The organism is Streptomyces sp. NPDC014864 (assembly GCF_043081525.1).
GTDB lineage: Bacteria > Actinomycetota > Actinomycetes > Streptomycetales > Streptomycetaceae > Streptomyces.
The window spans coordinates 105,760-119,741 of the sequence record NZ_JBIBWT010000005.1 but is presented as its reverse complement, the minus strand read 5'-3'; the positions used below and the strand labels follow the sequence as shown (position 1 = coordinate 119,741).

Genomic DNA, 13,982 nt, shown 5'->3' with positions numbered 1-13,982 from the left:
CCGAGGCCGAAGGAGTGACACACATGGCCGACCGGCCGACATCCCAGCCGCCCGGACCGCAGGCCACCACCACGGGCGGCGTTTCAGGCGACCTCGGCCTGGTGTCCGTCCGCTCACCCGGGGCGGCGCGTTCATCGTGTGGGGACGACGCGTCTGCCGGCACAGCGCGCAGGCGGCGGCCCGAGGGGCAGTGGGCCCTGGGCGAGACGGACCCGCTCAACCCCAATGAGCGCTTCAAGCAGGACGACGACGGCCTCAATGTGCGCTCCCGCATCGAGGACGTGTACGCCTCCGCCGGTTTCGGCAGCATCGACCGGGAGGACCTGCACGGCCGGATGCGATGGTGGGGGCTCTACACCCAGCGCCGGCCCGGCATCGACGGCGGCAGGACCGGCAGCCTGCAACCCCACGAACTCGACGACGAGTACTTCATGATGCGCGTCCGCGTCGACGGCGGACGGCTCACCACCGAGCAGCTCCGCACGATCGGCGAGGTGTCACGCGACTTCGCCCGTGACACCGCCGACCTCACCGACCGGCAGAACGTCCAGTTGCACTGGGTGCGCGTCGAGGACGTCCCGGAGATCTGGCGGCGCCTGGAAGCGGTGGGTCTGACCACCGCCCAGGCCTGCGGGGACACCACCCGGGTGTTCCTGGGCAGCCCGGTCGCCGGTGTGGCGGCCGACGAGATCATCGACGGCAGCCCGGCCATCCAGGAGATCCACGAGCGCTGGGTCGGCGATCCCGCCTTCTCCAACCTGCCGCGCAAGTTCAAGACCGCGATCAGCGGCTCGCCTCTGCAGGACGTCGCCCACGAGATCAACGACGTGTCCTTCGTCGGAGTGCGCCACCCGGAGCTCGGACCCGGATTCGACGTCTGGGTCGGCGGCGGACTGTCGACCAACCCGATGCTGGCACAGCGCCTCGGAGTCTTCGCGACTCTGGAGGAGGTGCCGGAGATCTGGGCCGGCGTCGTCTCCGTGTTCCGCGACTACGGATACCGGCGTCTGCGCAACCGGGCGCGGCTGAAGTTCCTCGTCGCGGACTGGGGCATCGAGCGGTTCCGCCAGGTTCTTGAACAGGAGTACCTGAAACGCAGGTTGACCGATGGGCCCGCGCCCCCCGCACCGACGGGGCCGCGCGACCATGTCGGCGTCCACCGCCAGCGCGACGGCCGCTACTACGTCGGCGCCTCACCCGTGGTCGGCCGGACCCCGGGAACGATGCTCATCGCCCTGGCCGACCTCGCCGAGGCACACGGGGCCCGGCGCGTACGCACCACACCCCACCAGAAGGTCCTGCTCCTCGACGTGGCCGAAGACGCGGTGGAAAGCCTGGTCGAGGGCCTTGAGGCGATCGGCCTGGACGCACGGCCGAGCACGTTCCGCCGCAACACCATGGCCTGCACCGGCATCGCGTTCTGCAAGCTGGCGATCGTGGAGACCAAAACCAGGGCGGCAACCGTCATCGAGGAACTCGAACGACGCCTGCCCTTCTTCGACCAGCCCCTCACCATCAACGTGAACGGCTGCCCCAACAGCTGCGCACGGACGCAGCTCGCCGACATCGGCCTCAAGGGGCAGCTCGTCCTCGACTCGGAGGGGCGCCAAGTCGAGGGATTCCAGGTCCACCTGGGCGGCGCCGTCGGAATGGATGCCCGCTTCGGCCGCAAACTCCGCGGCCACAAGGTCACCGCCGAGGAACTGCCCGACTACATCGAACGTGTCGTGCGGCGTTTCGACCTCGCCCGCGGCGACGGGGAGACCTTCGCCACATGGGTCGCCCGCGCGGCGGAAGAAGACCTCACGTAGCACTCCGCCAACCGTCAGGCATCCGGGCGCAGCCGCACCTGCAGTCAGCAGGTGCGCCTGCGCCTTTGTGCACACCAAGAACTTGATTCCCGCGGGCCGCCGGCAAATCAAGGTGCCCTCTGGAGCGCGGATTTACGTCTTTGGCAACTACCCGTGCACAATTACTCACTTGAAGTGAGGAGCATGTGACGTCGCCTTAATCCGGATGCCTCGGCTCAGTAATCGCTGCGGTACGCCGGCGAAGTACGCGTCGGCGGTGATGTGGGACACGTGCTGGATGGCGAGGTCACGGCGGACGATTCGGCATGTCGAGATCAAAGGGCTGCGACCTTGTGCGTCGCAGGGAATTCCCCTGCAGCGCTGCCGATCGGCAGCACTGCCCGTGTCGTCGCCGCCTCACTCCTCCGCGTCCTCGGGAGCGGCGAGCCGGCAACCCCGCCGGCCGGACCGGCGGGGCTTCGTCGTGCTGTCAGGTGTCACGCGCGAATCACAGACCTGGTGGTCGCCGCACCGTGCGGATCTCCCCACGTTGTGGCGGAGGTGCGGAGATGTTCGGCGTACGAGCGGCCCCGTCGCGTATGAGGCGCGAGGGCGTGCTAGCGGCGTACGTCCGTACTTCAGAGGGGGCGTCAGGTGCCCGCCCGGGCCGGCTCGCGGTCCGGGTGCAGGGCGAGTCGCCACACCCGCTGCCAGTCGGCCGGGGGTCTGCTGGGCGGGGTTCCGGGCCGGCGGCGGGGCACCCGGACCCGCAGCGCGCCTGGGACGATCCGGCAGACGACCGGGGTGCGCAGCGCGACGGACTCGCCGTCGACGCCGACCGGCACCGTGTCGGTGTCCGCCTCGACGACGACCTCCGGCGCGGTCAGCCGCAGCACGCCCTGGGATCCCGGGCCGCTCAGCATCCGGGCCGCCCCGGCGGTGCTGCCGACGCTGACGCACAGCACGCCGAGCCGTCCGGAGTGCAGGCTCTCCCGCAGTCCGGGGTGCGCGGTGTCGACGGCGCGCCGGTAGGGGTTGTTGCTGACCACCAGGGCCTGGAGGTCGTCGACGCGGGTCCGTCCGGCCCGCATCCGCAGCCGGGGCCCGTCGTCGCCGGTGAGCAGTCCGGGCAGGGTCTGCAGGGCGATGCGCAGCTTGTCGTCCCGGTAGGCGGGGTCGCTGACCACGGCCGCGTACGCGCCGAAGGAGGCGTTGTTGACGAAGACGCGGTCCGCGGCGAACCCGAGGTCGACGCGGAGTTCGCCGCCGTCCGTGAGCGCCTCCAGGGCGGCGGCGGGGTCGTCCCGGTCCAGGCCGAGGTCGAGGGCGAAGTGGTTGCGGGTGCCGGCCGGGATCACCAGGAACGGCAGGTCGTGGGCGGCCGCGATCTCGGCCACCACGGCCTGGGTGCCGTCGCCGCCGGCCGCGGCGAGCAGGTCGGCTCCGTCGCGCACCGCGCACCGGGCCAGTTCCGCGACGTCCGTGTGCCCTTCCGGGTCCAGCAGGACCACCTCGGCACCAGCCTCCCGGGCCTTCTCGGCCAGGTGGAAACGCTCCACCTTGCCGCCCCCGGAACGCGGGTTCATGACGATCCAGGGCCGGCGCGGCGCCTCGGCCGCGGCGGGGTCCGGTTCCCGTTCACCCGCGGCGCCCCCGGGGGTGAGGGCGATGCGGGCGGCGGCCAGGGCCAGGGCCCACAGGACCAGGGTGAGGACGGCCGGGCCGAGCATGCCGTGCGCGGCGTAGAGGGCGAGGACCGCCGACGGTACGGCGACGACCAGGGCCGCTCCCAGGGCGCGGACCGCTACGGTGTGCGCGAGCGTCCACCACAGACCGGCCGCGGTGAGGGCGAGCCCGGCCATGCCGAGCGGCACCCACAGCAGGCTTCTGAGCCCGGCGGCGACCAGCGGCACCAGCACGCTGCCCAGCAGGGCGAGCAGCGCCAGCCGCGCCCACACCGCGGGGCTCGTGCGGTGGGCCGCCGTCCGTCCGGGGGCGGGGGCGTGCCCGTCACGCCGGTGCCGCACCTCGCACTCCTTCTCCGCGTCCTGCCGGGTTTCGCGGCGCGACGGAGACGAAGGTGCGGCGGGGCCCGTACGGCCCGCCGCACCCTCGTCGGCGCGGTCCTGTCCCGGTGGGCGCAGGGCCTACCGGTAGCCGGCGGATTCCTCGGGGCGCACCACGCACAGCGCCCAGATGACGAACCCGGAGATCGCGATGGCCACGATGGACCACAGCGGGAAGTACGGCAGGGAGAGGAAGTTGGTGATGATGATGAGGCCGGCGATCACCACACCGCCGACGCGTGCCCACATCGCTCCCTGGAACAGACCCAGGCTCACGACCACGGCGAGCGCCCCGAGGATGAGGTGGACCCAGCCCCAGCCGGTGAGGTCGAAGCGGAAGACGTACAAGTCAGGCGTGGTGACGAACACGTTGTCCTGGGCTATGCCCATGATGCCGCGGAAGATGTCGAGCACTCCGCCGATCATGAGCATGACCGCGCCGAACAGCATGAGGCCGGTGGCCCACTGCTGCTTCGCCGACTCCGGGCGTGCGTGGTGTGCTGTGGTCATGCTGGTGCCTCGTTTCGTTCTCGGTCCGGCGTTGTCTTCAGCGGCCGGGGGTGGAGGTGACGGAGGTGGAACTGCCGGCGGGTGCGCCGCCGCTCAGGAGCTGTTCTTTGGCCCGGGCGAACTCCGCGTCGGTGATGTCGCCGCGGGCGCGCATCTCGGAGAGCCGGGCGAGGTCGTCCACGCCGCTGGTCCGGCCGCCGGCCGCGGTCTCCCGGACGTAGGCGTCGAACGCCTGCTGCTGCGCGCGGGCCTGCGCGACCTCACGGCTGCCCATGTCCCTGCCGCGCGCGATGACGTAGACGAGGACGCCGAGGAACGGCAGCAGGATCACGAAGACCAGCCAGCCAGCCTTGCCCCATCCGCCCATGGAGTCGTCGCGGAAGATGTCGACGATGACGCGGAAGAGCAGGACGAACCACATGATCCACAGGAAGAACCAGAGCATGGTCCAGAAGGCGCCCAGCAGCGGATAGTCGTACGCCAGGTACGTCTGCGCGTTCATGTCTCTCCTCCGTTTCCGGGCCCCGGCCCGGCTGCGGCTCGGTGCCGTATTCAGCGTGCGCACGGCAAGAACGCCGCGTCCTCACCCGGGGCGGGTGAGAGTGGGACCGGTGATCGGCGCGCGGACCCGGCGAAGGCCGAGGGCCGTTCGCGGCCGCGCGGTGCTCAGGGGACCGCACGGCCCGGTTCGCCTCCCGCGCTCGTCCGGGCGGTGTCGTCGCCGGCCGCGTCGGCCAGGACCGCCAGGACGAACAGGACGACGAGCACGACGAGCACGACCAGGGCCACCACGGCCGCCGTCGGGTAGTTCCAGAGCACGAGGGTGAGGGCGCCCGCCGCGATGACCACCCCGGTGGTCCACCCGCGGTGAGTGTCCAGCCAGCGGCCCGTGGCCCCGGTCCGCATCCCGCCGCGCGCCAGGGCCCGGCCGATGGTCGCGGTGCCCCGTCCCGCGAGCGACCGCACGGCGGTGGCCGCGCGTGCGGGGCCGTAGAGGAACGCGGCCAGCGCGGTGATCACGGCGACGACCAGCAGGGTGCGCGCGCTGTCGCGCAGGAAGCGGAGGAAGGTGTCGAAGATCGCCGCGGCGGCGTCGGGCGGAAGGGTGGCCGGGGGCACGCTGTTCAGGTACATCTGCCGTACGACGGCCAGGGCCACGAGGAGCACCACCATCATGACGCCGATGCCGGTGGCCGTGACCATGAGCATGAAGCGGTGCGCCGGAGCGGTCCAGACGGTGAGGGCGGCGAGGACGACGGTCAGCACCGGAAGCCAGGTGCCGACGATGTTCAGCAGCCGCAGCGCGCTCTGGGCATTGTTGAGCTGGTCGGTCCTGAACAGGGTGACCGTGCGGTCGGGAGCCGGGATGACGGACGCCTTCTGGAAGCCCGCGTCGACCAGCCGCTGCTTGACCTGGTCCACGACGACCCCGATGTCCAGCTGCACGGTGTCGCCCTGGGCGCGCAGGGCGCCGCTCTCGTTGCCCGTCAGCATGTTGACCACCGAGGAGTGGGCCCGCTGGTTGGCGTTCACCCACACCTGCTCGAAGAAGTCGCTGGTGATCACCTTGCTGATGGTGCGGTGCACGACGTCGGTGACGGCGCTGCGCAGCGGGCCGGTCAGCGCGGAGGAGGCGTCCACGACCCGCCGGGGCGCCCCCGCGTCCGCGAGTGCCTTGGTGAGGGACGCGGTGATCGCCTGCACGTCGATCTCGTCGACGACCCGGGTGGTCAGCTTGTCGGTGACGGCGTTCTGCACGGCCGGTTCCGAGGCCAGCGGCGCCACTGTCTGCACATAGCGGTCGGTGTCGAACACCTGCGAGTGAACCCACGCGGCGACCACCGCCAGGGGAGCGAGTACGAGCGTCACGACCAGCAGCAGCGAGGCGCCCACGCGGCGCGCGCGGCGGTGCCGTACGTACGCCGCGCGCCGCAACCGCTCGTACTCCTCGCGCTCGGAGGCGCTCAGGGGCTGCGAGGACGGGGGTTCGCCGGGAGGCCCGGCGGGGGGCGGGGGCCCGGCGGGGGGTGGAGGGCCGGCGGGGGGCGGAGGGCCGGTCGAGGCCCCGCCGGGCGCCGGGGTGCCGTCGGGGGGCTGGTCGGCGCCGGAGGCTGAGGGTCCGGATGCTGGGGTCGAGGCCATGCGTCCTCCTCGGTCGTTCGGGCCGGCCGGGTGGGAGCGCCGGGTGCTGCCGTGCGTCCGTGAGTCCGTGCGGGGACGGCGGGTCGTGGACGCGACGCGCGCGAGCGGTGCCGGGTCCCGCAGGCCCGGCCCGCGCCCGCGAAGGGGCCAGGGCTCAGACGGGGGCGGCCGGGCCCGTCCGGAGTCCGCCGCGGGCCCGGCGCAGCGCCGCCCGCCAGGCGAAGGCGACGCCCACCTCCACCACTCCGAGCAGGACCAGCCACAGACCGAGCAGCCGGGTCAGCGCGACCGCCGACTCCACCGGCAGCGCGAGGACCACGATCCCCGCGACGATGCCCAGGGCCGCGGCGCCGAAGACGAAGCCGCGGTGCGGCAGCCAGCTGGCAGCGATGGCCGTATAACCGGTCAGCATCCCGGTCACCAGCCAGACGACCCCCACGATCAGCGAGAGGGCGGCGATGGTCTGCAACGGGTTGCGCAGGCACAGCACCCCGGCCAGGACGAACAGCACCGCCATGAGCAGGCCGGGCAGCCGTTCCCCCGGCTCCCGGGCGAAGGCCGCGACGAACCGGAACACGCCGGCCACGAGCAGGTAGAGCCCGATCACGACGGCCAGCACGTGCAGGGTCTCGTCCGGCCAGACCAGGATCAGGACGCCCGGCACGAGCGTGGCCAGTGCCGAGCCCAGCATCCAGCTCCAGGAACCGCCGAGCTCCGCGAGCAGGGCCTCGGGGTCACCGGCGGTGTCCGCGACCGTCCCGTCGGGCGTGTGCTCCGGTCCGGTTCGCGGCGCACGCGATGCGGTCATGGTTCCTCCTCGCGTGGTCGGTCGGGTCGCTGCCGGACCGCCTACGGGACGGTGTGCGGGGACCTCACCCCGTCACGGTGCCGCGCCCGCGTGACGGCCGGGTCACCCGTGACGGGTGATTCGACCGCACCGCCGCGGGAGTGAGGCGGGGCCCGGATCCGCGCAGCGGGCCCTCCCACGGGGAACGATCCGTGCGAGATGAGCGAACCTCCTGGTGGCGGGCCGCAGGACGCCCCGCCCGGTCAGCCCCCCGAACGGCCTCCCGGGCAGCGGGACGCCCGGCCGCGCCCGAGCCACCGGGCCGCCCTCACGTCGCTGGTCCGGAGCGCGAGCATCACCACGGCGTTCGTCCTCGCGTACTACCTGCTCCCCATGGACCAGGAGAGCACCCTGAGGACGACCACGATCCTGGTGGGCGGACTGCTGGGGGTGGGGCTGGTGTTCGGCTGGGAGGTCCGGGTGATCGCGCGCTCGCCCCATCCCCGGCTGCGGGCCGTGGAGGCTTTCGCCACCACGCTGTCGATGTTCCTGCTGCTCTTCGCCAGTGCCTACTACCTGGTGGAACGCGGGATTCCGGGCACCTTCAGCGAGTCGCTGACCAGAACGGACGCCCTGTACTTCGCGCTCACCACGTTCGCCACCGTCGGCTACGGGGACATCGTCGCGGTGACCCAGATGGGGCGCGTCATGGCGATGCTCCAGATGGTCGGAGGGCTGCTGCTCGTCGGCCTCGCCGCGCGGGTGCTGACGGCCGCCGTCGAGACGGGCCTGCGACAGGCCGACAGGAAGCCGCCCCTCGAATGAAGGGGTCGGTGACCGGCTCGGTCAGCGGCTCGGTCAGCGGCTCCGTGAAAGCCCCCGTGGCCGGCACGGTGAAGGGCTCGGTGGGCGGCTCGGTGGAGGGCGCGTCACTCCGGCAGCCGGCGCATCTCCAGGACCCGTAGCCCCAGCGACTGACAGCGGTCGAGCAGTCCGTAGAGGTGGGCCTCGTCCACCACCGGCCCGAACAGGACCGTCTGGCCGGAGATCACCACGTGGTCCAGCTCCGGGAAGGCTTCCGCCAGCGTCTCCGAGATGTGCCCGTCGACGCGGATCTCATAGCGCATGAGCTGCCCTTCCGCGGACGCGGTTGGCCGTCGGGGCTGACTGCGCCCTCCCCAGCGATACTCCGTCGAGCCGTTCCGCCGGGCCTCACCCGGCACAGGTGAGGCCCGGCGGGCCCGGTCCGGGCGGGCCCGGCAGCCCCGGCAGGCGCGGTCCGGGCAGGCGCGGTCCGGGCAGGCGCGGTCCGGGCAGGCGCGGTCCGGGCAGGCGCGGTCCGGGCGGGCGTGGTCCGGGCGGGCGTGGTCCGGGCGGGCCCGGGCGGAAAACGTCTCCGGTGCCTGGGCGTCAGTGCGTGAGCGTCAGTTTGAACGCGATGATCAGCAGGCCGATCACCAGGTTCACCGAGGCCGTCACGGCGACCAGGGCCCAGGACGCCCCGGCCCGCCGGGCCGCCGCCGCCGACCAGCCCATCTGCCCGGCCACGGCGACGGCGAGCGCCAGCCAGATCGCGCCCCGCACGTCCAGCCCCAGCAGCGGGCTGACGGCCACGGCGACGGCCGGCGGCACCGCGGCCTTGACGATCGGCCACTCGTCCCGGCACACGTGCAGCACGGTCCGCCGGTCCAGCGACTCCTGCGCCAGCCGCGCGCCGAACAGCTGGGCGTGCACATGGGCGATCCAGAACACCACCCCGGTGAGCAGCAGCAGGACGACCAGCTCGACGCGCGGGTACGCCCCGAGGGCGCCGGCGCCGACCACGACGGAGGCGGCGAGCAGGGAACCGTAGACGCCGCCGGTGTAGTCGGCGTGGGCCCTGCGCTCGGCGGCGCGGGCGCGGGCCTCGACGGTGCGGGGTCTGGGCATCTCGGCCGCTCAGTGGGGCGCCCCGGCCGCGGTGCCGGGCGTGGTAGGGGTACGGCGATCCGGCCGCCCGGCCGGCAGGCCCCCCGTGACCAGGAAGCTCGCCAGGGTGACGCCGGCGGTGACCAGGATCGCCGCCTTCAGTCCGGCGAGCTGCGCCGACGCGTAGGCGTTCGTGACCCCCTTCACCTGGGACGGCGGCAGGCCGGCCTGCTTCGCCGCCGCGCGCACCTGATCGGTGGCGACGAAACTCACCCCCGACTCCAGGGCGATGCTCGTCTGCTGACGGGCCCGTTCCGACAGGCGCGGATCGTCGGCGACGTACGTCGTGAAGGCCTGGGCCAGGGCGCCGATCAGCACGGAGCCGACGAGGGCGGTGCCCAGCGAGGAGCCGAGGTTCTGGGCCGTGAACTGCAGACCGCCGACCTCGCTGCGCTCCTCCTCGCCGGCCCCGGACTGGACGACGTTGCCCAACTGGGACGCGAGCAGTCCCATGCCCACGCCCAGCAGCGCCATCGCCCCGGCGAACTGCGCGTCGTCGATGACCGGCTTGATCGTGGCCAGCAGCCACACGACGGCCACCAGCAGACAGGTCAGCGCGAGCCGGACCATCCGCCGCGGTCCGGCGACCCGGCCGACCCGGGAGGCGACGGCCGACGCCAACAGCATGGCGACGGACACCGGCAGCAGCCGCAGCCCCGTCCGAAAGGCGTCGAACCCCTGCACCACCTGCAGGTACAGCGGGATGGCGAAGAACAGGCCAAGCAGGATGAGGTTCTGGCTCACCAGCATCGTCAGGCCGGAGCGGAGAGCGGGCCTGCGCAGCAGCGCCAGATGGACGAGCGGGTCCCGGCCGTGCGCCTCGCGCCCGCGCTCCCAGGCGTGGAACCGGACCAGGATCAGGACCCCGGCGGTGATCACGAACAGGGTGGGCGCGAAGCCGAAGACGGTGAACGGGGCGTTCCGGGGTTCGAGCCATCCCCAGGTGCTGCTCTGCAGCACGCCGAAGACGCAGAGCGCGAGTCCGGCCGCCGAGAGTGCGGCGCCCACGCCGTCCAGCCGGGGGCGCGGGCCGGTGCGGCCGGACTCGGCGACCCAGCCCCGGAGCGCCAGCATGATCAGTACGACCACGACCTCACCGGCGAACACCAGCCGCCAGGTCAGGTATGTGGTCAGCCAGCCGCCGAGCAGCGGACCCACCGCGATGCCCGCGCCGGCGAGGCCGCCGATCACGCCGTAGGCGACGGCACGGTCCGGCCCCCGGTAGGACTCCGCGACGAGCGCCGCCATGGCGGGCAGCACCATGGCGGCGCCGAGTCCCTCGACGATCGACCAGCCGAGGGTGAGCATCCAGAGGGTGGGTGCCAGGGCGGTGAGGGCCGAGCCGGTGCCGTAGACGGCCAGTCCGAGCAGGAACAGCCGGCGCCGTCCGTGGATGTCGCCGAGCTTGCCTCCGAGGATCATGAAGGCCGCCATCACCAGCGCGTAGAGCGTGATCACCGCCTGGATGGCGGTGACCTCGGTGTCGAAGTCCTCGACCAGGCGGCTGATCGACACGTTCATGACGGAGGTGTCGAGCACCATCAGGAACTGGGCCGTGCCGAGGACGATCAGAGCCCGCCAGTGCGCCACGGTGTCCACCTCGCCGAGTCGGCCCGGGTTCCGGCCGCCACGGCCGGCCGCGGCGGCGGGACGGCGCCCGCCGCTGCTCCCATGGCACCCGAGCCGCCGGCCGGCCGCCTCACCCGCGACGGGCGAGGCGCGGGGACTCGCGCGGACGCACAGGCTCACGGGCACCCGGGCACCCGGGCACCCGGGCTCACGGACGCACAGACTCAGGGGCTCAGGGGCTCAGGGGCTCAGGGGCTCAGGGGCTCGCGGAGTCACGGGCTCGGGGCTCGGGGGTGACGCCCACAGGGGCAGGACAGCCGGGCGGCTCCCGCGGCCGACACGGCTGACGTCGGCTGTGCCGTGCTCGCGGCGATCACATCAGGTGGAGCTCGCGGGCGCGTCGTACCGCGTCGTTGCGCCGGTTGACACCGAGCTTGCGGTACGCGGTCTTCAGGTGCGTCTTCACCGTGTTCACCGAGACGAAGAGGTCGGCGGCGATCTCCTCGGTCGACATCAGCTGCGCGAGGCGCTGGAGGACGTCCCGCTCGCGGGCGCTCAGCGGCTCGACGACCGGCGCCGGTGCCGGGCCGCCGGCGGGCGGCGGCCCGGGGCGCCGGCTGAGCCAGTCCGCGGCGAGCTCCTGCGCCGGCTCCGTGGCCAGCAGGGGCCGGATCCACGGACCGGCTTCGAGGAACGGACGCCGCAGCCGCTCCCGGCGGGCGTGCCGGAGCGCCTGGGTGACGAGGCGCCGGGCGGTGGCCCCGTCCCCCGCCAGGTCGGCGGCCTGGGCCCGCACCAGCAGGGCCCGGACCGTGATCGCCGGGCCGCCGTCGGGCTCCGCGGCGTGGACACCGTCCAGTACGCGCAGTGCCTCGGCGAGGCGCCCGGCCGCCAGGTGGGCCCGGGCGGCCTCCACGGCGCAGGCCGTGCGGTGGCGGGCCGCCTCGTCGAGCACCGTCAAGGCCGCCTCGGGGCGGCCCTCCGCCAGGTGCGCGGCCGAGGCGACCAGGGCCGCGTGCTCCTGCGCCCACGGGGAGGCGACGGCGGCGGTGACGCCGGACCCGGCGACTTCGAGGGCGGCCTGCGCGTCCCCGCGCGCCAGCACCAGCCGTCCGCCGACGATGATCCGCGCCGCCGCGGCCACCGGATCGGGGGCTCCGTGCCCGACGGCGGTCGCCTGGTCCAGGAGGGCCTGGGCCACGTCCAGTTCGTCGCGGTCGACCGCCACGGCCGCCAGGACCAGTTGCCCGATGCCGGAGCCGGACGGCTGCGGCACGCTGAACCGCTCGGCGTCGCTGATCGCGGCCGCCGCCTTGCGCTCCGCCCGGCTCGGCCGGCCTTCGAGGTAGTCGATCAGCGCCAGGTGGCACAGGGACTCCTCGCGCGGCAGCGCGGTCGAGGCGCCGCCGTGGGCGGCAACCACGGCCGACAGGGCGGCGCGTGCCTCCTCGAAGCGCCCCGCCCACAGGCGGGCCGCGCCCAGGTGGGTCTGGAGCAGGGCGGGCAGCTCGGGGTGCCGTTCCAGTGCTTCGGACGCAAGATCCCGCTGGGCCAGTCGCGCCTTGAGCGCCGCCCGTTCCGCTCGGCCGGGGGCACCGGTCAGCCGGGCCGCGAGAGTCTGCAGCAGGGCGCAGTTCAGGTGGACGGCCGCCGCGTCCGGCAGCTCGCGGCCCAGCTCCCGCTCGACCTGCTGCAGGTGGGCCAGGCCACGCTCGACGTCTCCCTCGGACAGGGCGCGGGCCGCCCGGACGAGGTTCGCCTCGGGGCCCTCGGCGTCCGGCGCCATCCGTGCGAACAGCTCGCCCAGGTCGTCGGAGCGCAGGCCCAGGAAGAGCTGGCCGATCGCCAGGTCGTCGACGAGGACCCGGGCGGTGAAGTCCCAGTCGCCCGCGGCGGCGCCGTGCGCGAGCGTCTCCGGCAGCGGTCCCGACCTCCGCAGCCAGGCGGCCGCCCTGCGGTGCAGCTCGCTCTCCAGCCCGGGGAAGCGGACCCGAAGATGGGCCCGGAGGATCTCCGCGAACAGCGGGTGCAGGCGGTACCACGAGTGCCCCAGGTGTTGGACGAACGCGTTCGCCCGGTGCAGCTCGGCGAGCCGGGGCTCGGCGTGCCGCTGCCCGGTCACCGCATTCGCCAGTTCGGGGCAGAACCGGTCCAGGACACTGACCCGCAGCAGCAGCTCCTGCGTCTCGGCGGACTGCCGTTTGAGCACCTCGGCGAGCAGGAAGTCGGCGACGGCGCTCTGCCCGGCCTCGAACTCCTTCAGGTACGTCTCCGGGTCGCTGCTCTCCTGCGCGGCCAGCGCGCACAGCCGCAGGCCGGCGGCCCATCCCTGGGTCCGCCCCACCAGCGCGCGCACCCCGTCCCCGCTCAGCCGCAGTCCGTGCAGGTCGAGCAGCGTGGCCGCCTCTTCGGGGGTGAAGGCCAGTTCCGCGTCGCGGATCTCGGTGATGGTGCCCAGCGCCCGGTAGCGGTGCAGGGGCAGGAGCGGCTCGGTGCGGGTGACGAGGACCAGGCGCAGGCCCTGCCCGGCATGGCGGAGAACGAACTCGAGCTGGTCCGCGATCTCCGGGGTGGTCACGAGATCGTACTCGTCGAGGATCACGACGGCGGGGCGGTCCCGGCCGCTGAGCCCGGCGGCGAGCCTGGCCAGCAGGGTGCGATCGACCCGGCTCGGGTCCGCGGGGCTGCCGACCTCGTCGACCGCCCGCATCCGCACCCCGCCGGCGCGCAGGGCCTGCAGCAGATAGGCCCAGAAGACGCCGGGGGCCTGGTCGGCCGGGTCGCAGGTCAGCCAGGCGACCGGCTGTTCCAGGTGCTCCGCCCAGTCGGCGGCCAGCAGGGTCTTGCCCGCGCCCGCGCCTCCGTTGATCATCGTCAGCGGGGTCTCCAGCGCCCGGTCGAGGTGCTCGACGAGGCGTTCACGGCGGATGAACGTGGCCGGCCGGATGGGCACGGCGAACCGGGTGCGCAGAAACGGATCGCCCACCGGGTCCCTGCGCGGGACGTCCGACTCCGGGGTGTTCTCGTTGTTCTCACCGAGTGCAGCCACGACGCTCACCACCACTGTTCGTCAGGCCATGGGCAGCGCTCTCTCGCTCATGATCTCAGTGTTTGCGCGAACGGGCGCGCGGGGCAGGGTCCGACGTCCTG

General features: G+C 73.5%; 11 protein-coding genes. 2 read left to right on the top strand and 9 right to left on the bottom strand.

Annotated features, from left to right (window positions below):
- Positions 1–23 precede the first annotated feature (23 nt).
- A complete protein-coding gene (locus ACF1A5_RS11005) occupies positions 24–1,811 on the top strand; it encodes a nitrite/sulfite reductase (RefSeq protein ID WP_392192536.1) in 1,788 nt (595 codons plus the stop codon).
- 629 nt (positions 1,812–2,440) lie between these two features.
- Here ACF1A5_RS11005 and ACF1A5_RS11000 read toward each other — a convergent pair.
- The 5 genes from ACF1A5_RS11000 to ACF1A5_RS10980 form a co-directional block, all read right to left on the bottom strand.
- The gene (locus ACF1A5_RS11000) at positions 2,441–3,817 is read right to left on the bottom strand and encodes a diacylglycerol kinase family protein (RefSeq protein ID WP_392192535.1); all 1,377 of its coding nucleotides are present in this window, start codon (positions 3,815–3,817) and stop codon (positions 2,441–2,443) included.
- Between the two features lie 120 nt (positions 3,818–3,937).
- Entirely contained in the window at positions 3,938–4,366 is a 429-nt protein-coding gene (locus tag ACF1A5_RS10995) for a hypothetical protein (RefSeq protein ID WP_392192534.1), read from the bottom strand.
- A gap of 37 nt (positions 4,367–4,403) precedes the next feature.
- Positions 4,404–4,868 carry an SHOCT domain-containing protein gene (locus ACF1A5_RS10990; protein ID WP_392192533.1) on the bottom strand — a complete coding sequence of 155 codons (465 nt, stop codon included), beginning with the start codon at positions 4,866–4,868 and terminating at the stop codon, positions 4,404–4,406.
- A 164-nt stretch (positions 4,869–5,032) separates the two neighbouring features.
- The gene (locus ACF1A5_RS10985; RefSeq protein ID WP_392192532.1) at positions 5,033–6,508 is read right to left on the bottom strand and encodes a hypothetical protein; all 1,476 of its coding nucleotides are present in this window, start codon (positions 6,506–6,508) and stop codon (positions 5,033–5,035) included.
- A 154-nt stretch (positions 6,509–6,662) separates the two neighbouring features.
- Entirely contained in the window at positions 6,663–7,316 is a 654-nt protein-coding gene (locus tag ACF1A5_RS10980) for an HdeD family acid-resistance protein (RefSeq protein ID WP_392192531.1), read from the bottom strand.
- 198 nt (positions 7,317–7,514) lie between these two features.
- On the opposite strand from ACF1A5_RS10980, the gene ACF1A5_RS10975 reads away from it, so the two are divergent.
- Complete coding sequence (locus ACF1A5_RS10975; RefSeq protein ID WP_392192530.1) at positions 7,515–8,120, top strand: potassium channel family protein; 606 nt, start codon at positions 7,515–7,517, stop codon at positions 8,118–8,120.
- A 104-nt stretch (positions 8,121–8,224) separates the two neighbouring features.
- Here the strand turns inward: ACF1A5_RS10975 and ACF1A5_RS10970 are convergent, their stop codons facing one another.
- From ACF1A5_RS10970 to ACF1A5_RS10955, 4 genes are all read right to left on the bottom strand, one after another.
- A complete protein-coding gene (locus tag ACF1A5_RS10970; protein WP_356183934.1) occupies positions 8,225–8,422 on the bottom strand; it encodes a hypothetical protein in 198 nt (65 codons plus the stop codon).
- Positions 8,423–8,705: 283 nt separating this feature from the next.
- Positions 8,706–9,224, bottom strand: coding sequence for a hypothetical protein (locus ACF1A5_RS10965; RefSeq protein WP_392192529.1), 519 nt, complete (start codon positions 9,222–9,224; stop codon positions 8,706–8,708).
- Between the two features lie 9 nt (positions 9,225–9,233).
- On the bottom strand, positions 9,234–10,853 hold the full coding sequence (locus ACF1A5_RS10960) for an MFS transporter (protein ID WP_392192528.1): 1,620 nt from the start codon (positions 10,851–10,853) through the stop codon (positions 9,234–9,236).
- 352 nt (positions 10,854–11,205) lie between these two features.
- The gene (locus ACF1A5_RS10955) at positions 11,206–13,881 is read right to left on the bottom strand and encodes a LuxR C-terminal-related transcriptional regulator (protein WP_392192527.1); all 2,676 of its coding nucleotides are present in this window, start codon (positions 13,879–13,881) and stop codon (positions 11,206–11,208) included.
- Between the last annotated feature and the right edge of the window lie 101 nt (positions 13,882–13,982).